Below are 21,416 nucleotides of genomic sequence, written 5' to 3' on the forward strand. Positions count from 1 at the left end.
GGTCGAGAATCGCGCCGAGCCCTCAACCTGTGCTGCCCGGATTTTTCCCTTGATTAATCTTGTGCGGATGAAATCGAGGAAGGCAGCGCGGTTGCGCGGCATTTTGAGCTTACCTCTTTACAGTGTCCCAAAGTTTCAATCGGTTTAGAAAAACTAAATCGTTTTAAGCCTTTAGGCGCCGCTTTACTTTTCTCTAACGCTATGGAACCAACGAACATCTACGACGTTCACGTCGGCTTTCTGATGCACAAGGAGATCATGATGATGCCGCAGCCGGTACAGGCCGTCCCTTCGAAACAGATCCCACAGCATGTCGTCGAGCGCATGGAATCGGAGTGGAAGCAGATTCGCGAAAGCGCTCCAAAGCCGGCCGATACCCGCCGCTAATCCCCTTTTCATTCACGCGGCCGCGCGTGAGATGCCTCGCACGCGCGGTTCGCCATGGCCCTCCAGCAGGAGTGCCGTCAACGCCCAGACCAGCGCGTCGAGCCGGTCGGGCGACCGCCCCGAGGACAGCCCGTCTGGCCCGAAGTCGCACGTCTGATCCTCGAGTTCCGCAAATCGTCCCGCATGGGCCACACGGCCCTGCTCGTAGAGCGCCGCCACCGGTTCGGCGCGCAAGTATTTTCCCCGCGTCGCCCTGACCATCGTCACCGGCAAGGCTGCGTCGACGCTTCTCAACGTCGCCGTCACCATATCGCCGCCCTGGTTCACTTCCGCCACCACCCGGTCGGCCTGGAAGCGCGAATAGGCCTTGGCAACGGCCTGAGCCCAACCCGCCGGGCTTTTTTCCTCGACCGAACAATCGGCGAGCACCACCGCCTGGCCGCTTGCCTCAAGCCGGCCACAACGATGCCGCAGCATGATCCCTCGCCCGAACCGGCCAGCGGATCGACCGCCACGACAATGCGCCGCAGCACTCCGCCCGATCAAAAGTCTCGAAATCATCCATGGCCGATAAATCCGATGCAGTTTTCTGGGCGCACAACGGCATCCGCCGCGCTCCTGTCGAACGCGCCGGTTCCCGATGCCGATTTCCCGAAATAAAAAGACCCGGCGTCAGACCGGGCCGATGACTGAAGCCTCGCACCGGATAACCTCTAAGGCTCCCCACCGGCGCAATTCTTCGACTATGCCAAAACCCTATCAAACCACCGCCACGCCGTCAAGGATTATTTTCCTATTCTGGTGATTTTTCCTCACGTCCCGCAGAACGTCTGGGTCACCCGCTCCTCCGGCTTCGGCGGTGTCGTCAGGTCGGCGAATTCCGGCCGTTCCTCGTAAGGGTGTTCGATCGCCGCGAGCAGCCGCTCGAAATAGCTGAAGTCGCCGTAATTGGCAGCCGAAAGCGCCTCCTCGACGCGGTGGTTGCGGGGAATGAGGGCGGGATTGGCCGCGCGCAGCGCCGAAGCTCGTTCGCTGCCCTCTTGCATCTCGCCGGAGAGACGCTCGCACCAGGCCGAAAGCCAGTCGCTGGCTTTGGGAATAGCGGCAAAGCAGGCAAGGAACGCTTCATCCTCGCCCTCCGCCGCACCGGCGAGCCGCCGGAAGGCAAGGGTGAAATCCGCCTCCCCTTCCTGCATGGCGGAAAGCAGCGCCTGGATCAGTTCGCCGTCGCCTTCGGCTGCGGAGAAAAGCCCGATCTTCCTGCGGAAAACCGCTAGCCATTCCGTCTGAAACCGCTCACCGAATTCTTTCAGCACGGCGTTTGCAGCCTCCACCGCCTTCTCCTCGTCGGCGTTGAGCAGCGGCAGCAGGCATTCCGCCAGCCGGGCGATGTTCCACTGGCCGATCCCAGGCTGGTTGCGATAGGCATAACGGCCCATCTGGTCGATCGAGGAAAAGACCTTCATAGGATTATATTCATCGAGAAAGGCGCAGGGGCCGAAATCGATCGTCTCGCCTGATATCGTCATGTTGTCGGTGTTCATCACCCCGTGGATGAAGCCGGAACCCATCCAGCGGGCGATCAGCGCCGCCTGCCGCATGGCCACCTCCCCGAGCAGCGCCAGATAGGGATTTTCGCGCCCTTGAAGCTCGGGGTAGTGGCGCTCGATCACGTAGTCGGCGAGCAGCTTAACGCCGTCATTGTCGCCCCGGGCGGCGAAGAACTGGAAGGTGCCGATCCGCACATGGCTTGCCGCCACCCGCACGAAGACTGCTCCCTGCTCGACCCGTTCGCGATAGACCGGCTCGCCGGTCGCGACTGCCGCAAGCGCCCGCGTCGCCGGAATGCCGAGCGCGGCAAACGCTTCGGAGAGGATGTATTCGCGAAGCACCGGCCCAAGTGCAGCACGCCCGTCGCCGCGGCGGGAAAAGGGTGTCGGCCCGGCTCCCTTCAGCTGAATGTCACGGCGCACTCCCCTGCGGTCCACCACCTCGCCGAGCAGGATCGCCCGCCCGTCGCCGAGCTGCGGCACGAAATTGCCGAACTGGTGGCCCGCATAGGCCATGGCGATCGGCGCGGCACCCGGCGGTACGACATTGCCGGCAAGGATCGCCGCAAGCCTGGCGGGATCGGAAAAATCCGCCTCGATGCCAAGTTCCTCCGCCAGCTCCTGGTTGAACTTCAGCAAGACCGGGCCGTCCACCGGCTCCGGGTAGACGGAAGCGAAAAACCTGTCCGGCAGGCGGGCATAGGAATTGTCGAACTGGAACACCAAAAATGTGCCTCCTCAAGGCTGCCGCGGCCCCGTTTACTCATATGGGTAACCTCCCTTGCCGAACAAGGAAACGACGCTTTTGTTGCGTGGTCAGTGATGGGGTCGGCCGGAACTATCCCGGCGAACAGGCGTCAAGTAAAACCTCCGGTGGAAGACCACCCCACCATTTGGATTAGTTATAATTCACTAAAACCTATGTAATAATTGATTTATATCGGGTGGATCCCGGGTAACGGCGTTGTCGCGTTGGAGGGGAAGAGTATGAGAAAAGTTCTGTTTGCGTTGACCGCCACGGCAGTCCTCGCGCTGAACGGGGGCGCCGCCCTCGCCATGGGAGGTATTGGATACGGCGGCGGTCATGGCGGTGGTCATGGCGGCGGTGGCGGAGGGGGTCCCCGGGGCGCGCCGTTTCCGATAGCGGCACTTGGCCTGCCGCTCGCAGCCGGCCTTTTTGCCTATGTCATACTCAAGCGCAGCAAGAACTGATCCATCCGCTGCATCTTTACTTTCCAGGGCTACCCTTCTCCTTGAAAGAGAGCGCCTAGGTCCCCTCTATTCGACCCTTGTACTGTGCGCCTTCGGCAACGCTGTTTTCGAAGACATCCGCAAGGTGTTCGTTGAAGACGGCATCGTGTCCGCGCTGCTCACGGGCGGAGGCGTTCACCCGGTACTCTTGTTTTCGGTGCTGTGGGTCGCCTGGGCGCTTTGGAAGATGCCTCTCGAAAGCCGTCTGCCGCTCTGGGCGGAAAGGCTGGTCATCGGCCTGGTCGCCCTTCTTCTCTATCTGCCGCTGACCTGGTTTTCCTGGGTCGCGCTCACCATTCTCGGCGGACGGGTGCTTCTCTCCGACCGCAAGCTCGGCATACTTTCGATCTATCTGACCGTGCCCAAGTTCTGGGGCCTCATCCTCGTCATGGCGATCGGCACGCCGGTCCTGACCATCGATGCCTATGTCACGGCACTCGCCGCCGGATACGAGAGCAGCGCCAATTTCGTCGTTCCGACGGACGGCAACGATCCGGTGCTCATCCTGTGGGCCTGTTCCTCGTTCCACGGCATTTCCTACATGCTTCTGGCATGGTTGGCGTTTTCGGTGGTGAACAAGGTCAGCCCGCTTCGGGGTCTCAACTGGCTGGCGGCGGGCATTGCCGGCGTCGTGCTGATCAACTGGATGCGGCTGTTCGCAATGATCCGCTTCATGGACCTTTACGAGCCTCTGCATGATGGCGTCGCCGGAGAAGTGGTCGGGCTGCTCACCACCTTCTGGATAATCGGCCTCGCATCGATGGGTCGGAAATCTGCGGTGCGCGCATGATCCGCATGTTTATCGTTGCCCTCCTGCTTCTGGCCCTTCCGCTCGTCCTCAAGGAAAAGGCCGGAGGTCTGCGCGATCTTGCCTCAACACGATGGCGCGAAGGCGTCGCAAACGAGGAAGTGCTGACCGCCATGCGGGCGTCAGGCATGTCGGTCAAGGTCGGTCCGAACGGATCGGAAGGAACGGCGCAAGCGGCCGGTTGCGAGCTGCTGTTTCAGCCTGCCGATCCGCGCGGACAAAACCTCGGTTATCTCATCGAGCTTTCCAAGGAGTTCGACCGCCTGTCATTCCTCTACGAGGGGAGGCTCCACGACGAGTTTCCCTATCTGAACGCGCTCACCCGGCATATCCTGTTCATTCTCCTGAATGCCGTCGGCATCGATAACGACTACCGGCCGGTCATTGGAGTTTTTGAGAAGGGCGCCTGCGGCAACCTCGACCGGCTGCGCCAAATCTGAAGCCTGGGCTTCCGGACGTCAGCTGCCCTTCAGCCTGACGCCGAAGCCGAACAGGAAGGTCAGCAGCGCGCCCGCAGCCGCCGTGCCGTAAAGCCAGATGGCCGGCCCGCCTGCCTCCCCGCCGTCGAGCCGGGATACCAGGCCCGTGGCGGTCGCGATCATTCCGGCAAGACCGGCGCCGACCGCGTAACCGGCAGTCGAAATCGTCGGCAGCAGGGCACTCGCCAGATCCCGCTCCGCAGTCTCGGCCGCCTCCATGGCGGCCTGGTTGATGCTGGCCCAGGCCAGGCCGAAACCTGTGCCGATCGCGATCTGGCCGAAAAGCAGGAGCCCCAGGGAACCGTTCGCAAACGATGCGGCGAGCGCCAGGAAGCCGAGGAGCTGGAACAGGGCACCGCTGCGCATCCAGGCATGCCGCGCTCCCACCGCCACGATGCGGCTGGCAACAACTGCGACCACGCTCCAGGTGAGTGCCATGCTGACGACGAGGTATCCGACCACCGCCGGCCGGAACCCGAAGACCGCGTCGATCATCACAGCCAGGTAGACGCTGCCGACCGAATGGCTGGCCGACATCAGGAACAGCACCCAGAAGCCGTTTCCGAGTACCGAGCCCAGCCGGAAGGCTCCGGCCGGAAAAAGCCTCGCGCCGATCTTTCCGTCGAGCTTCAGGGCCGGCAGGAAAAGCCCCGCCCCGGCGGCGATCGCCACAGCCTGCATGGCGCCATCGGTGGCGACGGAGGAGAGCGACAGGACGAAGGAAGCGGCAAGACACAGCCCGATCGTGGCGAAGGAAAGCGGCATGGGCGCCGCCTCCGTCACACGGGGCCTTGCAACCAGCGTCAGGACTGGCAGAAGCAGAACGAAGGGCGCGACGGCGAGGAACGCCGCCCGCCAGGAATAGGCCTCGGTCAACAGCCCCCCTGCGAGCGGCCCGGCAATCGCCGCCACCGCCCAGACGATCGCTTCGACGGCGAAGACCTTGGCGATCAGGGCGGAGGGAAAGTTCGCGGGGATAAGGCTGTAGCAGATCGCAACCACCAGCCCGTCGGCGACGCCCTGCAGGAGACGCCCCGCCATGATCCAGGAAAAGGCGGGTGCGGCAAGCGCAAACAATCCGCCGACCGCAAAGAGGAGGGCAGAGATCATCAGGCTCGCCTTCACGCCGATCCGGTCCCGGAATGCCGCCGCTCCTGTGCCGCCGGCAATCGAACCCAGGAAATACAGCGTATAGGCCCAGCTGAAATAATCCGTGCCGCCGATCTCTCGCGCCGCCGGCGGCAAAGCCGCAACGATTGCGAACTGGTTGAAGGCATGAAGCCCGATCCCGGAGGAAATCAGTGCCAGCATGGCACCGTCACGGCCCCGCAAAAGCCTCGACCAACTCGTATCCATATCCTGCAGCACACCCGTCTCCATGTCCGTTATTACGATGCGCGGCACGCTACGACCTCAAGCGCAATTGAGGTCAAGGCGGCAGGCGAAAATAAAAACAGCGCAATTTCAGAGACTTAAAATGTATCGTCAGTTTCGGCCTTTTGTTGTATTTTAGCTACAGCTTTCCAAGCAAGTCGCACTACATCAATATCATCATCAACCGGAGGGAATATCCATGAAGGCTATTTTCATTCTCGCCACGACGGCCGCCATGACCGCCTCTTCCGTTGTCTATGCCGCGGATGCGGTCGAAGCGGTTCCCGCCGCACCGGAAGCGGTAGAAATGCCGGCTGCGTTCACCTGGTCCGGCCCCTATATCGGTCTTCATACCGGCTATGGCTGGGGAGACGGTGATGCTATCGTCGGCGGCTCCGACAGCTTCGACGGCTGGAGGTTCGGCGGTTTTGTCGGCTACAACTGGCAGTTTTCGAGCGGTTTCGTCGCGGGTCTCGAAGGCGACGTGAACTATGACTGGAATGAGAACAGCTATGCAGGCGGCGTCGACATCGGCACCGGCTTCTCCGGTTCGGTGCGCGGCCGCGTCGGTTATGCCATGGATCGGGCGCTCATCTTCGCGGCCGGCGGCTGGACCGCCACCAATGCCAGCATCGACGGCGGCGGGTTCGACGATGACGACACGCTGCACGGCTGGACGATCGGCGCCGGTCTCGACTACGCCTTCACCGACAACGTCTTCGGCCGGATCGAATACCGGTACAACGACTTCGGGGAAGGCGATCTCGCGGGCGCCGACTTCAACTTCAACCAGCACATCATCAATGTCGGCATCGGCGTGAAATTCTAACCGCACGACGCCGCTTCTCACACCAAAGCCGCCGGAACAGGGGATTCCGGCGGTATCGGGCCATATCTTTCTCCACCGCTATCGCCTCAGGACGCTCAGCGCCTCGCCATCTGCTCGCGCAGGCGCTCGTGCTGGTCCACGATTTCCGACGTCAGGACATCGGCAAAATCCTCCATCTCGTAGAGAGGCCGGATCTCGATCTCGCTCGGGCCCGGCATCGGATTGGGGCAACGCTTGACCCAGGCTACGGCCTCGTCCATGTCCTTCACCTGCCAGAGCCAGTAACCGGCCACCAGTTCCTTCGTCTCCGTAAACGGGCCGTCGATCACCAGCCGATCGGCACCGTCGAAGGCAACGCGCTTGCCCTGGACCGAGGGTTTCAGGCCATCGCCGGCCAGCATGATGCCGGCACTCACCAGTTCTTCGTTGAACTTGCCCATCGCTTCGAAAAGCTCCCGGGTCGGCATCACGCCCGCTTCGCTGTCCTTGGTCGCCTTGACCATCACCATGACACGCATCTTTGCTCTCCTCTTGCCAACCGGCCACCTCGGCCGTCTCCCGAAGGACGGATGAAACCGGTCCACGCCGACAACGACACCAAATTAAACTGAGCAAAGGGTCGGATGAAGGCTTGGGGCGTCACCTTGTGACCGCAAATTGCGCGTGCCATCATAAATTCATGACAAGACTCAGCATCGACCGGATTGAAACCGCCGTTCACAAGATCGACAGCGTCTTTCAGAACACGCCCCAGTATTTTTGCCCCCATCTCAGCAGGGTTTTGGGATGCCGCGTCGTATTGAAGGTAGAGACGTTGAACCCCGTCCGGTGTTTCAAGGGACGCGGAACAGAAACGGTGCTGGCCAATCTCGCAGCCGCCGGCGGTCAAAAGGCGGTGGTCTGCGCAAGTGCTGGAAATCTTGGCCAGGCACTCGCCTATAGCGGAAGGAACAGAGGTTTCGGCGTTACCGTCACAGCCTCATCCGCTGCCAATCCCTTGAAGATCGAACGCATGAAAGCATTGGGCGCGGCGGTCGTTCTGGTAGAAGGCCAGATCGAAGAAGCACTTGAAGCTGCGCTTGCGCATTCCCGAGAAACAGGCGCATTCCTGGTCGAAGACAGCAAAAACATCGATACCTGCGAAGGAGCAGGGACAATCGGTCTGGAACTCGCCAAACTGCCGTTCCCGCTGGATTCCGTCCTGATTTCGCTGGGCGCCGGGGCGATGGCGACAGGTATTGGTTTTGCGCTCAAAAACCGTTGCCCGGACACGACGGTTTTGTCCGTTCAGCCTCAAAATGCGCCCGCGTTGACCCGATCCTATCTTGCCGGCGCGGTCATCGATTCCGGGCCGCCCCACACGATCGCCGACGGCGTGGCCGGACGATACGTTATCCCCGATGTTTTGACGGATATGCTGGAAGTCGTGGACGATGCGCTTCTGGTCGAGGAAGACAGTATCGTCGAGGGCATGAGGCTCCTCTACAGGTACTCCGGCCTGATTGTCGAACCTGCCGCCGCTTTGGGTATTGCCAGCATTCTCGAAAACCGGGACCGCTTTCGCGGGCAAACCGTCGCGACAGTCCTGTGTGGAAGCAACGTCGCGCCACGGGATTTCGAGAATTGGGTGAAACATTGAAGCCATGACAGGCCGGCTCGGGGGGCAGCCCTTTGCTTTACTGAAAGAAGCGCCAAATCTACTTCATTCACGAGACCTAAACTTGGCTCCGCAATGAGATCGGATGTATTTATCCACAGAATCGTCTGAAATCGACAATGCAAGCCCCTATGTGGGGGATGGATTTTCTTCCCGCGCTCCCGTTTATTGCGCAGATCAAATTGAGGTAACGAGGCACCGCGACGTGAGCGCCATAACCGATCTGGTAACCGAACTCGTGCGATCGGCAAATGAGCTGGTGCGGCTTTCCGACGTGGGAAAGCGGCAGTTGTTGATCCGCGCCAGCGAGAAGATCTTTGACCTGGAGGAAGGCGCCTGCTTTGCGGGCATCCACAAGGAGATCGTCGATCTCCAGTCCATTTCCCTGACGCTCGGGATAGGCAAGATCACCAACGACCAGCTTCAGGCCAATCTGCTCGATGCCGCCGGCGCACTGAGAATGCTGCATATCGCGATCGACGGCCGCCGGGCATGAGTTCAGGTGCGATCAGGCAGCCACCCGTTCCGGGCTGTAGCCTACCTCTCGAATGGCTTCCTCGGCCTTATTCGCATCGCCTTCGACCGTGACCTTTTTGGATGAGAGGTCGACCGTCACGGCGGCACCCGGCAACGCTTCGTCCAGCGCTCCGCGCACGGTCTTTTCGCAATGGCCGCAGGTCATGTCCGGTACGGTGAAAACAGCAGTCATTTCAAGATTCTCCTTGTCTCACTAGATATCTTCTGCACCTTCCCATGAAGGGAAGGTCAAGCGGGTTGTTTCGCCTTCTTGCGAGGCGTCGGCGCAGGTGCGTCGCCCGCAAGGTCGTCGAGGATCGGGCAGTTCGGCCGCTGATCGCCGCCGCAGCAGTGGGCAAGATGCTTCAGCGTCTTCACCATGCCCTGCATCTCGGCGATCCGGCGCTCCAGATCGGCGATATGGGCGGTCGCCACGTCCTTGACGGCCGCGCTCTCCCGGCTCTGGTCCTGCCAGAGTTTCAGAAGCGTCTCGGTCTCTTCGAGCGAAAAACCGAGGTTGCGGGCGCGTTTGATGAAGCGCAGGACATGCACCTCCTCCTCGCCATAGACGCGGTAGTTGTTGCCTGTGCGGCCCATCGGCCGGATCAGCCCGATCTCCTCGTAATAGCGGATCATCTTGGCCGAAACGCCTGATGCTTCGGAAGCCTGGCCGATATTCATTTCTCTTCTCCAATCGTGACGGTCTTCAGCCTGAGCGCGTTGCCGAGCACGAAGACGCTCGACAGCGCCATGGCGCCGGCGGCGATCATCGGCGACAGCAGCCAGCCGAAGGCGGGATACAAAGCCCCTGCCGCAACGGGGATCAGCGCCACGTTGTAGCCAAACGCCCAGAACAGGTTCTGCTTGATATTAGTCATGGTCGCGCGGCTCATGGCGATCGCCGCAACCGCGCCGGAAAGCTCGCCGCCCACCAGCACCACGTCGGCGCTTTCGATCGCCACATCCGTGCCGGTGCCGATCGCGATGCCGATATCGGCCTCGGCGAGTGCGGGAGCATCGTTGATGCCGTCGCCGACGAAGGCGAGCTTCCTGCCGCCCGCGCGCATATCGTGGACCGCCTTTACCTTGCCCTCGGGCAGGACTTCGGCCACGACCCTACCGATACCGACCTGACGGGCTATGGCTTCCGCAGTGCGGCGGTTGTCGCCCGTCACCATGGCGACTTCGATACCCATGTCATGCAGAGCCTTGATCGCGTCGCGGCTGGCGGGCTTCAACGGATCGGCAACTGCGATTGCAGCCGCGACCTTGCCGTCGATTGCGGCATATAGCGGCGTCTTACCCTCGTCTGCGAGGCGCGCTGCAGCTTCGGCAAAGGCTTCGACCGAGAGGCCGAGCTTTTCCATGAAGCGGTCGGCGCCGACCGCCACTCGGCGGCCGTCCACGTCGGCTTCGATGCCGTAACCCGTGACGGAGTTGAAGTTTTCCGCCTTCGGCACGGCAATCCCCTTCGCTTCCGCCGCCTTGACGAAGGCGTCGGCAATCGGATGTTCTGATTGCGCCTCGACGCCGGCGACGAGCTTCAGGACGTCGTTCTCGGCAAAACCTTCTGCGGCGACGAGGTCGGTCAGTTCGGGCCGGCCCTTGGTGACCGTGCCGGTCTTGTCGAGCACCACGAGATCGACATTGCGCAATTCCTGCAGCGCCTCGCCCTTGCGGAACAGCACGCCGAGCTCCGCCGCACGCCCGCCGCCCACCACGATCGAGGTCGGCACGGCAAGCCCCATTGCACATGGGCAGGCAATAATGAGCACGGCGACCGCATTGACGAGCGCGTGGGTAAGCGCCGGGCTGGGGCCGTAGAAGAACCAGACGGCGAAGGTCAGCGCCGCCAGCACGATCACGGCCGGCACGAACCATGCGGTCACCCGGTCGACCAGGGTCTGGATCGGCAGTTTCGACCCCTGCGCCTGCTCGACCATGCGGATGATCTGCGCAAGCATGGTATCGCGGCCCACCTTGTAGGCACGGAAGCGGAAGGAGCCGGTCTTGTTGATCGTACCGCCGACGACGCTTGCTCCTGCCGCCTTTTCGACCGGCAGCGGCTCGCCTGATATCATCGATTCGTCGACATTCGACTGCCCGTCGATCACCGTGCCGTCGACGGGCAGGCGTTCGCCGGGGCGGATCACCACTATGTCCCCCGCAACCACCTGGTCTGCGGGAATATCCATCGTCTGGCCGTCACGCTCGACGCGGGCAGTCTTGGCCTGGAGGCCGGCGAGTTTCTGGATCGCCTCGCCGGTACGTCCGCTGGCGCGCGCCTCCAGCAGCCTGCCGAAGAGGATCAGCGTGACGATGACCGTCGCCGCCTCGTAATAGACGTAGCGGGCGCTTTCCGGCAAAAGATCGGGAGCAAAGGTGGCAACCAGCGAATAGCCATAGGCTGCCAGCACGCCGACGGCCACCAGCGAGTTCATCTCCGGCGCGCCGCGCAACAGCGCCGGCAGGCCGAGCCTGAGAAAACGGAAGCCCGGACCGAAGATCACCGCCGTCGCAGCCAGGAAATAGAGGTAATAGAGGTTCTGCATGTCGATGACGCCCATCAGCCAGTGATGGAACGGATCGTAGAAATGGCTGCCCATTTCCAGCACGAAGAGCGGCAGGGTCAGCACGAAGGCGATCGCCAGATCGCGTTTCAGCACGCCCTCCTCGCCCTGATGCATATGCATGTGATCATGCCCGCCGGCGGAAGCGGAATGATCGTGGCTTTCCATATGCGCCGCATGCTCTGCCTGAGCGTGATGATGGTCATGTCCGGCATGTTTCGCCGCCGGCGCCGCAGGCAGCATGCCGGCATCGCGCAGGGCATGATCCATGGCGCCGGGCGGAATCTCGTAGCCCACCTTGCGGATCGCCTTTTCGAGATCGTCCGGTGAAAATCCTTCAGATGATTGCACCGTCAGCTTCTTGGTGGCGAAATTGACAGCGCTGCTGTCGACGCCCGGCACCTTGGCGGCTGCGTTTTCAACGCGGCGCACGCAGGAGGCGCAGGTCATGCCCTCCACCGGGATGGTGAAAGGCTCGGCGGGATGGATGTGTTTTGCGATCTGGTTCATGGGCGGAATCTCCCCTTTTTTCGCGGGATGTCTCACTGTCCCGCCCTATGTGAAGCTTCCCATCATGGGAAGGTCAAGGGGCCAATAAGATTTTCCGTTCGCCGGTCTTTTAGCTCCATTATGACCTGCGTTGGTTGCTGTCGATCAATGCAGATTGAGCGAGATGTGGATTATTGGAAGTCTGGAGGTGCGAACATGCTGCCATTTTCCCGCGAGCAATTTATGTCCGTGTTCGTTATCTACAATCAAGCCATATGGCCGGCGCAGATCGTTGCCGAGGTTTTGGGGCTGGCAATCATCTATGCGATCTGGCGGCAGATAAGATGGAGCGGTAATCTCGCCTATCTGGGCCTAGCCGTAATGTGGCTCTGGACGGGGTTATCCTATCACTTCGCTTTTTTCAGCGGCATCAACAGCGCTGCGTTCATTTTCGCCGCCTTCTTCGTCCTCCAGGGCCTGCTGTTCCTGTTGGCTGCCGCCCTCAATAATCCGCAATTCGGGAAGGTGCCGCCGATCAGGGCCTATGCCGGCCGCTCTCTGATTTTCTACGCGATTTTACTTTACCCCTTGATCGGAGTTCTCCTCGGGCATTCGCTGGTCGAGTTGCCGAGTTTTGGCGTTACCCCGTGTCCCCTCACGATTTTCTCGTTTGGGGTCCTGCTGTTGGCGAAGCAAAGGGTGCCGATTTGGCTTCTGACCATTCCCCTATTGTGGTCGGTCGTGGGAGGAAGCGCTGCGCTCCTATTGAGTGTTCCTCAAGACTGGATGCTGCTTGCCAGCGGCATAGCGTCGCTGATCCTGATGAAAATGACTATCGGAAACAAGGGCGAACCTGCCAAAGGTGCGTCCTGACCCAAAGCCGCCATTAGGCTCCTATGCCGTATCCCCGCTCCCATTAATCGAACCCGGCGCGGAGAGCCCCGACAGCAGAAGCACCAGTTCCGCCTGCCTGGTCGTGCCGGTCTTCTGCATGATCCGCTTCAGATGCGAGCGGGCGGTTTCGAGCGAAATGCCGAGCGAAGCGGCGATCGTCTCCGTTGTCTGCCCCAGCGCGATGCCGCGCGCCACCCGGGCTTCTGCCGGCGTCAGGTCGAAAAGACCGGAAAGGACCCGCATGTCCGGCGCGCCGACCTTGCCCACCTCCGTCACGGCGAGCACCGCCATGGAGCGGGAGAAGATGTCGCGGGCCGCCCGGCGAACCGGCAGGAGATGCAGGATGAGCGCGGGGGCGCCGTTGCGTGGCACCATCGGAAGGGACTGCACCGTGGGGACAGCCCGGGCGTGATAGCGCTGGATGGCTTCGTTAAACAGTGCACCCGCCCCGCTGCTCTCGAATACAAGACGGTTACCGGCGCCGGTCCGGATGCGCGGGCTCAAACTTTCCATTTCGGGATTCATGGCGATCGCCTGTCCGCTGTCGCCTATCACGGCCGCGGGCAGCCCGAGCATGGACAGCGCCTCGGTCATCGAGCGCGCTTCGTTGAAAGCAAGCCGGGACGACATGTAGGCTGCCCGGGCCAGGTCCGGCTTCAGCGCGTTCAACCGTGCCAATTGCTCATCGGAAAAGTGCCCGCGCCCCTTGGCTTGCATCAGGATGATTGCGATCATATGCCCGGTCGGCTCCTGGAAGACGCAACCTGCTTCCCATTCCATCCCGTGAGGATGCAGGAAAGCGGGACGAATGGGGTCCTGCTCGTATTCCTCCTTCGTCAGGATATCGATGTCCCTGCCGAAGGCGAAGGGCGATCGCTCCAGCGCCCGTTGCGCCCGGATATTGGTCAGCCGAAGGTCGCTGCTGGCAAATTGGCGAAAGGCTTCGGCAATATTCCTGCTGGTGACGTAGCGGTGGGTTCCATGACCGTCGACTGTGAAGATGGACGCGGTGGAGGATCCGATTTCCGCAGCGAGCTGCTCGCAGGTGTCAGTCCAAAGCTCGGGAACGAGAGCCGCCTCATAAAGGTGGTCTGCGAGCGTGCCGTCTGTCGTCATGGAAATGCCGATCTATTACCCTTGCCCCACGCAACAAGTATTACCTGTTGCTAAACAAGAAGCATATACGTCATTTGCATGTACGAAATTGCCTTAGATCAACTTTGACCTACGGTCAGAGGCCAATCAACAAGATAGTCTTCGAAATCGTCGACATCGACTTCTTCCTCGCTCACCGTGCGGCCGCGGGCGGAAATGCCCGCCTGGTGCACGGTTTCGGGATCTCCAGAGACGAGCGGATGCCACCAGTAGAGGTCCTCTCCATCCCGCACCAGCCGGTAGCCGCAGGTCGGCGGCAGCCAGGAAATATCGTTGACCGTCTCCGGCGTGAGCTGGATGCAGTCCGGCACGGTCGCCTGACGGTTGTCATAGTCCTGACAGCGGCAGCTCGTCCCGTCGAGAAGCCGGCAAGCGACGGAAGTAAAGACCACATCGCCCGTATCCCAGTCCTCAAGCTTGTTGAGACAACAGAGCCCGCAGCCGTCGCAGAGGCTTTCCCACTCGTCTTGAGTCAGCTCATCAAGCCGCTTGGTTTTCCAGAAAGGCATGTCCGTCATCGATGAAACATCACTTTTGCGGCAGAACGGAACAAATCGCCGTATCTGCATTTTACCTGTTGCGAATTGGCTATCGCGCATCAACCATTTGTCAGCTATTGCTGAATAACGGTGAGAGGCTCATGCTCTTGATCCCTGCAGGGGACGGCGTCAAGCAAAACTCATCCAGAACAGGCGGGGGAACTCCAAGGTGCAGGAAGAGCCGCAGGACGAACCAAGACCATCCGGCGGTCGGCCGCGCCGGAGGCGCCATATCCTGCTGCGCATCGATTCCTGGATCGACTCCACCGTCTGGAACCTGGGCTTCAAGCTCGGCGAAATCTGGGAAGAAATCACCATCTTCTTCCGCCGGTTTCGCGTGCGCGGCTGGAAGCGCCTCGGCTTCGAGCTTGCCGGCGAGGCCATGACGCTCGGCACGGCCGGTTCGGTGGTCGTGCTTGCACTCGCCCTGCCCGCCTTCGAGGAAACCAAGGAAGATTGGCGAAACCGTGGCGACTTCGCCGTCACCTTCCTCGACCGCTACGGCAATACCATCGGCCATCGCGGTATCATCCATGAAGATTCCGTGCCGATCGACGAACTGCCGGACCATCTGATCAAAGCCGTGCTGGCAACCGAAGACCGGCGTTTCTTCGACCATTTCGGCATCGACTTCCTGGGCCTTGCCCGCGCCATGAGCGAAAACGCCAAGGCCGGCGGCGTCGTCCAGGGCGGCTCGACGATCACCCAGCAGCTTGCAAAGAACCTCTTCCTGACGAACGAGCGCTCGATCGAACGCAAGATCAAAGAAGCCTTCCTGGCGCTATGGCTCGAGGCGAACCTTTCCAAGAAGGAGATCCTCTCCCTTTATCTCGACCGCGCCTATATGGGCGGCGGCACTTTCGGCGCGGCCGCGGCTTCGCAATTCTATTTCGGCAAGAACATTACCGAAGTGAACCTCGCGGAATCCGCCATGCTGGCCGGCCTGTTCAAGGCGCCGGCCAAATATGCCCCACATGTCAACCTGCCGGCGGCACGCTCGCGCGCCAACGAAGTGCTTTCCAACCTGGTTCAGGGCGGGCTTATGACCGAAGGTCAGGTCATTGCCGCCCGCCGCAGCCCGGCGACTGTGGTCGACCGGGCCGACGTCAATGCGCCGGACTATTTCCTCGACTGGGCGTTCGATGAGGTGCAACGGCTCGCCGCGGCCGGCAAGCTCAAGGAGCATTCCGTCATCGTGCGCAGCACGATCGACACCGGCCTGCAGCAGGCCGCCGAGACCGCGATGGAATCGAGCCTGCGCGAATATGGCGAAAGCTACAAGGCCAAGCAGGGCGCGCTTGTCATGATCGAGAACGGCGGCGCCGTCAGGGCCATGGTGGGCGGGCGCGACTATGGCGCAAGCCAGTTCAATCGTGCAGCAAAGGCGCTTCGCCAGCCGGGCTCCTCCTTCAAGCTCTATACCTATTCCGCGGCCATGGAGCACGGTTTCACACCCGAATCGGTGATTTCGGATGCGCCGATCACCTGGCGCGGGTGGTCACCGCAGAACTACGCCCGTTCCTACAAGGGCAAGGTGACGCTGCTTTCGGCCATGGCGCAATCGCTGAACACCGTGCCAGTCCGGCTCGCCAAAGACCATCTCGGCACCGATGTGATCGTACAGACCGCCAAGGCCATGGGCATCGAAACGCCGCTCAGGAGCGACAAGACCGTCCCGCTCGGCACGTCGGAAGTTACCGTTCTCGACCAGGCGACCGCCTATGCCGTGATGCCGGCGGGCGGCATGCAGTCGCGCCGCCACGGCATCGAGCAGGTGCTGAGTTATGGCGGCGAGGTTCTTTACGACTTCAATCGCGACGAACCGCCGGCCCGGCGCGTGCTGTCGGAGAAGGCAATGTCGTCCATGAACCGCATCCTGACGCAAATCCCGGTGATCGGCACCGCCAAGCGGGCAGCACTCGACGGCGGCATCGTCACAGGCGGTAAGACCGGCACCTCGCAGAGCTATCGCGACGCCTGGTTCATCGGCTTCACGGGCAACTACACCACCGCCGTCTGGTTCGGAAACGACGATTTCACCTCGATGGACAATATGACGGGCGGCTCTCTGCCGGCGATGACCTTCAAGACAGTGATGGATTACGCCCATCAGGGCATCGAGATTAGACCCATCCCCGGCATCGAAAATCCGTTGCCGACCGGCGATCACAAGGGCAAGGAGGTTGCGAAGAAGGAAGGCGAGACTCCCGGCCTGCCGGCGCTTGTCCGGCCGCGCTCGCTATCGGCCGAGTCGACCCGCATCCTCAAGCAGATCGCCGCCAAGCTGAAGGCCGCCAGCCCCCTCCTTCCCGCCAAGGTGGCCGATGCCGGCATTGTCGGCCCGGCCGGCGACGACGCATCCCGGCCATCGCTCGCAGCCACCTCCGCCAGCACCGAATTGAAGCGGTAGTCAGGCAGCGGAGGGCCTCTTTGCCCATTCCCCCCCGGCAGAATCAATGCTAACCCTCTGACACAGCTGTTCCCGAGGACCCAAGCAAACCCGTGTTTCGTGTTCCCATCCTCATCGCGATCGCGCTTGCCATCGCCTTCGGCGGCGGGATCTGGTCCACCCTCGTGGCACTCGATGCGACCGTCGGTTTCGGAGCCATCAAGCTCGGCCCCTGGGAAGCCTTTCCCGAGGTGCAGACGGCGGCGGCGGACCCTTACGCCAAATCGCACCGGGCCAATGGCGGCAGGCTGCTTTATGCCAGCGCCGAAGGTCTGGTCTTTACCGCGTCTGTCGATGACGCGGGCGCGCGCCTTTCTGGCAACTGCACCTATCGGCTGACGGGTCACACGCCGCCGGCGCGCCTCTGGACACTGTTTGCCGCGCCCCCGGGAGGCGCACCGCCTTCGGCCCAATCAGATTTGCCGACGGCGCTCAACTCCCGCATCGTATTGCGCGATGAGGCCGGTAGTTTCGATATCGCGCTTGCCGCAACCGCCAGGCCCGGCAACTGGCTCGCCGTGCCCGCAAACGGCGCCTTCCGTCTGACGCTGACGCTTTTCGATACCCCGACGGCCGGCAGTTCCGGCCTTATTGACCTCACCATGCCGCGCATCGAAAAAACCGGGTGCGGCAATGCTTAGATCTGGGCTCGGATCTAGGCCCAGATTTGCCCTTCAGGTGATCTTTGCCATCGTGACCGGCCTTGTCGGGGCGGCGCTGCTGCATCTCATCATCGTGCTGCTGCTGCCGGAATTCAGCGAGCGGGACGCCTATACGCGCATCCTGGCGAAGGGCGAGATTCATCGCTTCTATCGTCTCGGAGAAAAGCCGGACCGGACGGGGCTTGCCAAGGACGACCCGTTTGTAGAGCTGGCCGTCTGCGCTTTCGATGTGGCGGACGGTCCGGTGCGTTTGACCGCGGCCAACAGCGGCGTGCCGTTCTGGTCGTTGGCGATCTACGATCAGTCGTCCAATGAAGTGTTCAGCATCAACGACCGCACATCCGCCGGAGGAGGCCTGGACCTGGTGATCGCCACGCCGGTGCAGCTCACCACGCTGCGAAAATCGCTGCCCCAGGCGATATCACAATCGATCCTGGTCGAAACGCGGCAGGCCGATGGTTATGCCGTGTTGAGAAGTCTCGCGCCGCAAAAGAGCTTTGCGGATATCGCGTCGCAGTTCCTGGACAAGGCAACCTGTACGCCGTTCGAATGGCGTACCAGAAGCCGCTTCTGATGGAACCATCTCTTCGAAAGGTCAGTCGGCGCGCACCGCGTGATTTTCCGCCTTGCGGTCCATCCGGTCGTCGAAGCGCTCGTAGCGCACGCCGGTAAAGAACAGGAGCTGACCCGCCTCTTTCGCTTCGCCGATCTTGATCTGCGGCCGGCGGGGGTGCTCGCTGCGCCATCTGTTCAATAGTACGATCTCTGCCATGCTCGCCTCCGTTTTCGGAATTCGAGACGGATGAAGACGGATCGATCTCACCCTGCCCTCTGAATGGGGCCGACGCTTCCGGGAACCCCGGACATTCGCGCCTTTCTCGTCAGTGCGCTTCTTGAAAAGCGCAAGGACATTTCGCCATAAACGGCCGGTTCCGCCTGAGCCGGCCGGGAATGGGATGGCCCTCAAGACTTACATGAACGCGAGGGCCACCCGGAACTCGAAGCCCCGGCAATACGCGCCGGTTAACCAGAATTGCGCCAGAACGACCTTAACAGTGAGTTAATGCTAAAATAGCACTTACTACCGATGCTTACCTGTTGTCTGCAGCCAAAAAACACAGATGCGGCTGCTTTTCGGCTCCGCTTTCGGGACAACCAACCACCAAAAAATGACAGGCGTATCAAAACGACCCGTCTTCACCGACCGTTAACTCTCATAGCGTTACCATCCCGTTAAACCAAGGCGTCCCGCGAAGCAGTTGTCTTCCCATCTGCATGAGCGATGCGGCGCCGCCGGGAGTTCCCCAGGAAAGGTACGATGACAGCATCAGGCAAGCCCAAACGGCCCACCTGAAGGCTTCACGGCACCTCATGAGTTGTATTTGCGTCTATGTGAGTTTGCCTGTGACGAATGAGTTCCGCGACCTCGAAAGGCCCCGTGCCATGCGTAAGAAGGATGTGGTGCTGATGGCCACCGTGACTGTTTTTGAAAGCCTGCCGCATCCGACGCGGTCAGAGCTTCGACAGTTCGCCGAGCTTTTCGCGCCGCTCTTTTCCGCTTCCTCCGAGGAAGCCCGCCGCGAGGCCGTCGCTGCGCTTTCCCAATGCAAGAACGTGCCGCCGGCCGTCGCCTTCTTCATCGCCAGCCAGCCGATTTCGATCGCAGCCCCTTTCCTCACCTCTTCCAGCTGCCTCTCCGACGAGACGCTGATCACCATTGCCCGCACCCAGGGCGAAGCCCATGCACGGGCGATCGTCCGCCGCGAAGCGCTGTCGCCTACCGTCATCGACGCATTGGTGGGGCTGCGCCATAACCGTGCCGCCAGACCCGCCGAGACGCCCGCAACGGAAGCGACCACGGCACCGGTCGTGGAGGACATCGCAACCGCCGAGCGGCTGGTCCGCGAAGAGGGCCTGCGCCAGCGCATCAAGGCGCTTGTCAGCCATATCGACCGTCCGGCTCACGACCGGCTCGGCCTGCGCAGCTTATCGCCGATCCAGGAAGCCCTGCTCGTGCGCTTCGCGCGAGATCGGGAGGCCGGCCTTTTCGCAACCGTTCTCGCCGATTCCCTTTCGGCAAGCCTCTGGCTTTCCGAGCGCATCATGCTGGACATTTCAGGCCAGCAGCTTGCCACCACGCTCAAGGGCCTTGCGATGCGGGGAGAGGACGCGATCTTCATCCTGCAGCGGATCTACGATCATCTCGGCAGCCATGAGGATGGCGTCACGCGCGCTGAAGCGCTCTGGACGATGCTCGACGAGGACGAATGCGGCAGGCGGATCGAAGCCTGGCGCCGGGCCGACAGTTATACCTATGCCGAACCGAAACGGCAGCCGGCCGCGGCCAACGAGACGCAAGAGCACGAGGCCGAACCCCGCATCCTGCGCACCAGCGCCAGCCTCCGGCGCGCGGCGGCCGGCGTCCACCGGGCTCGCTAGAGCGGGATCAGGCCGGCTTCACCACCTCGAAAAGATCGGTAACGTCCTCGGTCTCCAGTTCCACGAGCCAGAGATCCGGGTCGAATCGCAGCTCGCGCGACAAGATCTCGCGGACCGCGTCCGGCTCAGCCTTTTCCGCCCTCACCTCGAATTTGCGCTGCCCGTCGTCCTCGCCGAAGAAGTTCTGCGGTGCCGGGGCATAGAGTGTTTCCGACCCGTCGCGAAAGCGGTGGCGGATGAAGACGGCGCCCGCTTCCTCCGCGCCCTTCTTTTCGACTGCGGCAAAACCACCGAGCCCGAAGACTCGGCGGATCAGGGCGGAGACGAAGATATGGGATTTCAGACGCATTCCCCCTCTTACGGCGGTTCATCGCCCGGCGCAAATGAGGATGCGCATTTTTACCCGGGTATAATATTGCAATAATTTTATCCGGGTGATATTGCGGATCTCAAATGAGGAAACCGATGTGACCCTTACCGACAGAAAAGCGGCAATCGCCGCCTACAAGGAAAGAAAGGCGCCCGCGGGCATCTATGCGATCCGCTGCCTCGCCACCGACCAGCAATGGGTCGGCCGGGCGGCCGATCTCGACAAGATCAGGAACCGCATCTGGTTCACGCTTCAACACGGCAGCCACGTAACCAAAAGCCTTCAGGCCGCCTGGAACGCTTACTCGGACGCGGACTTCGAGATCAGACGGCTGGAGGAGATCAGCGAGGAACTGACGGGTTATCTGAAAGACCGGACGCTGAAGGGCCGCCTTATCCACTGGGCTTTCGAGCTTGGAGCCGAGGCGATCTGAGGGCCTTTCAACGCCTGCACGACCTCGACCGCTCCCCCTTTCCTTTCCCGCGCCGCACCATAGTTAAAGCCTCGTGCCATAAGGCATTGTCTTGAAAAAGGAGTTGGGGCTTGGGTACTTCCGTTCTGATCAGCATTCTGATCACCTTCCTGGTGATCGTTCTGGTTCTCTATCTCATCGCACGCCTGCCGATCGACGGCCGCGCAAAACAGATTGCGCGCATCATCGTCATTCTGATCGGCATCATCTCGCTCCTGAAATATCTCGCGGTATTCTGATCCCGATTGCGGCCGGATCACCTCGCGAGGTCAAAGGTCCGGCCGCAATCGCCGTCTCAAGCTGCGCGCGCGGCAGGCACCACGAGGGTTTTCCACAGCAAATGACCAGAGGAAGCGAGCTAGATCATCCGAGCTAGAAGGGCCGGAAAGCGGTCTTCCGTTTGCGGTCGGCAACGTAGCTCATGCTAATAAATAGAAGTCCATTTCCTCTATCCTGTAGCCATGAAAATAAATTCATGACCGTGGAGCATTTGCCGCCCCACAAAGAAATTCATTCCCACACCCTT

General features: G+C 61.4%; 24 protein-coding genes and 1 pseudogene. 14 read left to right on the top strand and 11 right to left on the bottom strand.

Annotated features, from left to right (window positions below; all coding sequences use genetic code 11):
• Positions 1 to 261: 261 nt before the first annotated feature.
• Positions 262 to 387, top strand: a complete 126-nt coding sequence (locus C5L12_RS29030) for a hypothetical protein (RefSeq protein ID WP_280952516.1) — start codon at positions 262 to 264, stop codon at positions 385 to 387.
• A 12-nt stretch (positions 388 to 399) separates the two neighbouring features.
• Here the strand turns inward: C5L12_RS29030 and C5L12_RS08745 are convergent.
• A pseudogene (locus tag C5L12_RS08745) lies at positions 400 to 917 on the bottom strand (phage terminase large subunit family protein); the annotation flags it as partial.
• 282 nt (positions 918 to 1,199) lie between these two features.
• A complete protein-coding gene (locus C5L12_RS08750) occupies positions 1,200 to 2,660 on the bottom strand; it encodes a protein adenylyltransferase SelO (protein WP_105371843.1) in 1,461 nt (486 codons plus the stop codon).
• Between the two features lie 264 nt (positions 2,661 to 2,924).
• On the opposite strand from C5L12_RS08750, the gene C5L12_RS08755 reads away from it, so the two are divergent.
• From C5L12_RS08755 to C5L12_RS08765, 3 genes are all read left to right on the top strand, one after another.
• Positions 2,925 to 3,149, top strand: coding sequence for a hypothetical protein (locus C5L12_RS08755; protein ID WP_105371658.1), 225 nt, complete (start codon positions 2,925 to 2,927; stop codon positions 3,147 to 3,149).
• Between the two features lie 124 nt (positions 3,150 to 3,273).
• Positions 3,274 to 3,978, top strand: a complete 705-nt coding sequence (locus tag C5L12_RS08760; protein ID WP_105371659.1) for a hypothetical protein — start codon at positions 3,274 to 3,276, stop codon at positions 3,976 to 3,978.
• Entirely contained in the window at positions 3,975 to 4,436 is a 462-nt protein-coding gene (locus tag C5L12_RS08765; protein ID WP_105371660.1) for a hypothetical protein, read from the top strand. Before C5L12_RS08760 ends, C5L12_RS08765 begins: the two co-directional genes overlap by 4 nt.
• A gap of 18 nt (positions 4,437 to 4,454) precedes the next feature.
• On the opposite strand, the gene C5L12_RS08770 is transcribed toward C5L12_RS08765, so the two are convergent.
• Complete coding sequence (locus C5L12_RS08770) at positions 4,455 to 5,879, bottom strand: MFS transporter (RefSeq protein WP_157949007.1); 1,425 nt, start codon at positions 5,877 to 5,879, stop codon at positions 4,455 to 4,457.
• A gap of 169 nt (positions 5,880 to 6,048) precedes the next feature.
• Here C5L12_RS08770 and C5L12_RS08775 point away from each other — a divergent pair, with 169 nt between their 5' ends.
• A complete protein-coding gene (locus C5L12_RS08775; protein ID WP_105371662.1) occupies positions 6,049 to 6,678 on the top strand; it encodes an outer membrane protein in 630 nt (209 codons plus the stop codon).
• 95 nt (positions 6,679 to 6,773) lie between these two features.
• Here C5L12_RS08775 and C5L12_RS08780 read toward each other — a convergent pair whose 3' ends face one another.
• Positions 6,774 to 7,196, bottom strand: a complete 423-nt coding sequence (locus tag C5L12_RS08780) for a YciI family protein (protein WP_105371663.1) — start codon at positions 7,194 to 7,196, stop codon at positions 6,774 to 6,776.
• A gap of 161 nt (positions 7,197 to 7,357) precedes the next feature.
• On the opposite strand from C5L12_RS08780, the gene C5L12_RS08785 reads away from it, so the two are divergent.
• Together C5L12_RS08785 and C5L12_RS08790 are read left to right on the top strand one after the other, a co-directional pair.
• Positions 7,358 to 8,317 (top strand): threonine ammonia-lyase, encoded by a 960-nt coding sequence (locus C5L12_RS08785; protein ID WP_105371664.1) that lies wholly within the window; start codon positions 7,358 to 7,360, stop codon positions 8,315 to 8,317.
• Between the two features lie 223 nt (positions 8,318 to 8,540).
• Positions 8,541 to 8,831 carry a hypothetical protein gene (locus tag C5L12_RS08790; protein ID WP_157949008.1) on the top strand — a complete coding sequence of 97 codons (291 nt, stop codon included), beginning with the start codon at positions 8,541 to 8,543 and terminating at the stop codon, positions 8,829 to 8,831.
• A gap of 12 nt (positions 8,832 to 8,843) precedes the next feature.
• Here the strand turns inward: C5L12_RS08790 and C5L12_RS08795 are convergent, their stop codons facing one another.
• The 3 genes from C5L12_RS08795 to C5L12_RS08805 are packed head-to-tail and all read right to left on the bottom strand — an operon-like array spanning position 8,844 to position 11,931.
• A complete protein-coding gene (locus C5L12_RS08795; RefSeq protein WP_105371666.1) occupies positions 8,844 to 9,044 on the bottom strand; it encodes a heavy-metal-associated domain-containing protein in 201 nt (66 codons plus the stop codon).
• 56 nt (positions 9,045 to 9,100) lie between these two features.
• Positions 9,101 to 9,532 carry a Cu(I)-responsive transcriptional regulator gene (gene cueR / locus C5L12_RS08800; protein ID WP_105371667.1) on the bottom strand — a complete coding sequence of 144 codons (432 nt, stop codon included), beginning with the start codon at positions 9,530 to 9,532 and terminating at the stop codon, positions 9,101 to 9,103.
• Entirely contained in the window at positions 9,529 to 11,931 is a 2,403-nt protein-coding gene (locus C5L12_RS08805) for a heavy metal translocating P-type ATPase (protein ID WP_105371668.1), read from the bottom strand. Before C5L12_RS08805 ends, cueR begins: the two co-directional genes overlap by 4 nt.
• A gap of 195 nt (positions 11,932 to 12,126) precedes the next feature.
• On the opposite strand from C5L12_RS08805, the gene C5L12_RS08810 reads away from it, so the two are divergent.
• Positions 12,127 to 12,783: a DUF6064 family protein gene (locus C5L12_RS08810; protein WP_105371669.1), complete on the top strand. Its 657-nt coding sequence runs from the start codon at positions 12,127 to 12,129 to the stop codon at positions 12,781 to 12,783.
• Positions 12,784 to 12,804: 21 nt separating this feature from the next.
• Here the strand turns inward: C5L12_RS08810 and C5L12_RS08815 are convergent, their stop codons facing one another.
• Both C5L12_RS08815 and C5L12_RS08820 read right to left on the bottom strand, forming a co-directional pair.
• Positions 12,805 to 13,920, bottom strand: coding sequence for a helix-turn-helix transcriptional regulator (locus C5L12_RS08815; protein ID WP_105371670.1), 1,116 nt, complete (start codon positions 13,918 to 13,920; stop codon positions 12,805 to 12,807).
• A gap of 98 nt (positions 13,921 to 14,018) precedes the next feature.
• On the bottom strand, positions 14,019 to 14,477 hold the full coding sequence (locus tag C5L12_RS08820) for a YcgN family cysteine cluster protein (protein WP_105371671.1): 459 nt from the start codon (positions 14,475 to 14,477) through the stop codon (positions 14,019 to 14,021).
• Positions 14,478 to 14,667: 190 nt separating this feature from the next.
• Here C5L12_RS08820 and C5L12_RS08825 point away from each other — a divergent pair, with 190 nt between their 5' ends.
• From C5L12_RS08825 to C5L12_RS08835, 3 genes are all read left to right on the top strand, one after another.
• On the top strand, positions 14,668 to 16,908 hold the full coding sequence (locus C5L12_RS08825) for a transglycosylase domain-containing protein (RefSeq protein WP_105371672.1): 2,241 nt from the start codon (positions 14,668 to 14,670) through the stop codon (positions 16,906 to 16,908).
• Between the two features lie 92 nt (positions 16,909 to 17,000).
• The gene (locus tag C5L12_RS08830; RefSeq protein ID WP_105371673.1) at positions 17,001 to 17,588 is read left to right on the top strand and encodes a DUF1214 domain-containing protein; all 588 of its coding nucleotides are present in this window, start codon (positions 17,001 to 17,003) and stop codon (positions 17,586 to 17,588) included.
• Positions 17,581 to 18,183 carry a DUF1254 domain-containing protein gene (locus C5L12_RS08835; RefSeq protein ID WP_105371674.1) on the top strand — a complete coding sequence of 201 codons (603 nt, stop codon included), beginning with the start codon at positions 17,581 to 17,583 and terminating at the stop codon, positions 18,181 to 18,183. Before C5L12_RS08830 ends, C5L12_RS08835 begins: the two co-directional genes overlap by 8 nt.
• A 21-nt stretch (positions 18,184 to 18,204) precedes the next feature.
• Here the strand turns inward: C5L12_RS08835 and C5L12_RS28385 are convergent, their stop codons facing one another.
• Positions 18,205 to 18,381, bottom strand: coding sequence for a hypothetical protein (locus tag C5L12_RS28385; RefSeq protein ID WP_170109069.1), 177 nt, complete (start codon positions 18,379 to 18,381; stop codon positions 18,205 to 18,207).
• 632 nt (positions 18,382 to 19,013) lie between these two features.
• Between C5L12_RS28385 and C5L12_RS08840 the strand changes: the two genes are divergently transcribed.
• Positions 19,014 to 20,048, top strand: coding sequence for a DUF2336 domain-containing protein (locus C5L12_RS08840; RefSeq protein ID WP_105371675.1), 1,035 nt, complete (start codon positions 19,014 to 19,016; stop codon positions 20,046 to 20,048).
• Positions 20,049 to 20,055: 7 nt separating this feature from the next.
• On the opposite strand, the gene C5L12_RS08845 is transcribed toward C5L12_RS08840, so the two are convergent.
• On the bottom strand, positions 20,056 to 20,397 hold the full coding sequence (locus tag C5L12_RS08845; protein ID WP_105371676.1) for a DUF1491 family protein: 342 nt from the start codon (positions 20,395 to 20,397) through the stop codon (positions 20,056 to 20,058).
• A 118-nt stretch (positions 20,398 to 20,515) separates the two neighbouring features.
• Between C5L12_RS08845 and C5L12_RS08850 the strand changes: the two genes are divergently transcribed.
• Both C5L12_RS08850 and C5L12_RS08855 read left to right on the top strand, forming a co-directional pair.
• Complete coding sequence (locus C5L12_RS08850; protein WP_105371677.1) at positions 20,516 to 20,851, top strand: GIY-YIG nuclease family protein; 336 nt, start codon at positions 20,516 to 20,518, stop codon at positions 20,849 to 20,851.
• 110 nt (positions 20,852 to 20,961) lie between these two features.
• Positions 20,962 to 21,129, top strand: coding sequence for a Thivi_2564 family membrane protein (locus C5L12_RS08855; protein WP_105371678.1), 168 nt, complete (start codon positions 20,962 to 20,964; stop codon positions 21,127 to 21,129).
• Positions 21,130 to 21,416 lie beyond the last annotated feature (287 nt).

This window comes from Neorhizobium huautlense (genome assembly GCF_002968575.1).
GTDB lineage: Bacteria > Pseudomonadota > Alphaproteobacteria > Rhizobiales > Rhizobiaceae > Neorhizobium > Neorhizobium huautlense.

Coding starts and splice junctions, on each gene's coding strand:
- C5L12_RS29030 (WP_280952516.1), top strand. CDS start 262: ATGATGCCGCAGCCGGTACAGGCCGTCCCTTCGAAACAGATCCCACAG.
- C5L12_RS08755 (WP_105371658.1), top strand. CDS start 2,925: ATGAGAAAAGTTCTGTTTGCGTTGACCGCCACGGCAGTCCTCGCGCTG.
- C5L12_RS08765 (WP_105371660.1), top strand. CDS start 3,975: ATGATCCGCATGTTTATCGTTGCCCTCCTGCTTCTGGCCCTTCCGCTC.
- C5L12_RS08775 (WP_105371662.1), top strand. CDS start 6,049: ATGAAGGCTATTTTCATTCTCGCCACGACGGCCGCCATGACCGCCTCT.
- C5L12_RS08780 (WP_105371663.1), bottom strand. CDS start 7,196: ATGCGTGTCATGGTGATGGTCAAGGCGACCAAGGACAGCGAAGCGGGC.
- C5L12_RS08785 (WP_105371664.1), top strand. CDS start 7,358: ATGACAAGACTCAGCATCGACCGGATTGAAACCGCCGTTCACAAGATC.
- C5L12_RS08795 (WP_105371666.1), bottom strand. CDS start 9,044: ATGACTGCTGTTTTCACCGTACCGGACATGACCTGCGGCCATTGCGAA.
- cueR (WP_105371667.1), bottom strand. CDS start 9,532: ATGAATATCGGCCAGGCTTCCGAAGCATCAGGCGTTTCGGCCAAGATG.
- C5L12_RS08805 (WP_105371668.1), bottom strand. CDS start 11,931: ATGAACCAGATCGCAAAACACATCCATCCCGCCGAGCCTTTCACCATC.
- C5L12_RS08810 (WP_105371669.1), top strand. CDS start 12,127: ATGCTGCCATTTTCCCGCGAGCAATTTATGTCCGTGTTCGTTATCTAC.
- C5L12_RS08815 (WP_105371670.1), bottom strand. CDS start 13,920: ATGACGACAGACGGCACGCTCGCAGACCACCTTTATGAGGCGGCTCTC.
- C5L12_RS08820 (WP_105371671.1), bottom strand. CDS start 14,477: ATGACGGACATGCCTTTCTGGAAAACCAAGCGGCTTGATGAGCTGACT.
- C5L12_RS08835 (WP_105371674.1), top strand. CDS start 17,581: ATGCTTAGATCTGGGCTCGGATCTAGGCCCAGATTTGCCCTTCAGGTG.
- C5L12_RS28385 (WP_170109069.1), bottom strand. CDS start 18,381: ATGGCAGAGATCGTACTATTGAACAGATGGCGCAGCGAGCACCCCCGC.
- C5L12_RS08845 (WP_105371676.1), bottom strand. CDS start 20,397: ATGCGTCTGAAATCCCATATCTTCGTCTCCGCCCTGATCCGCCGAGTC.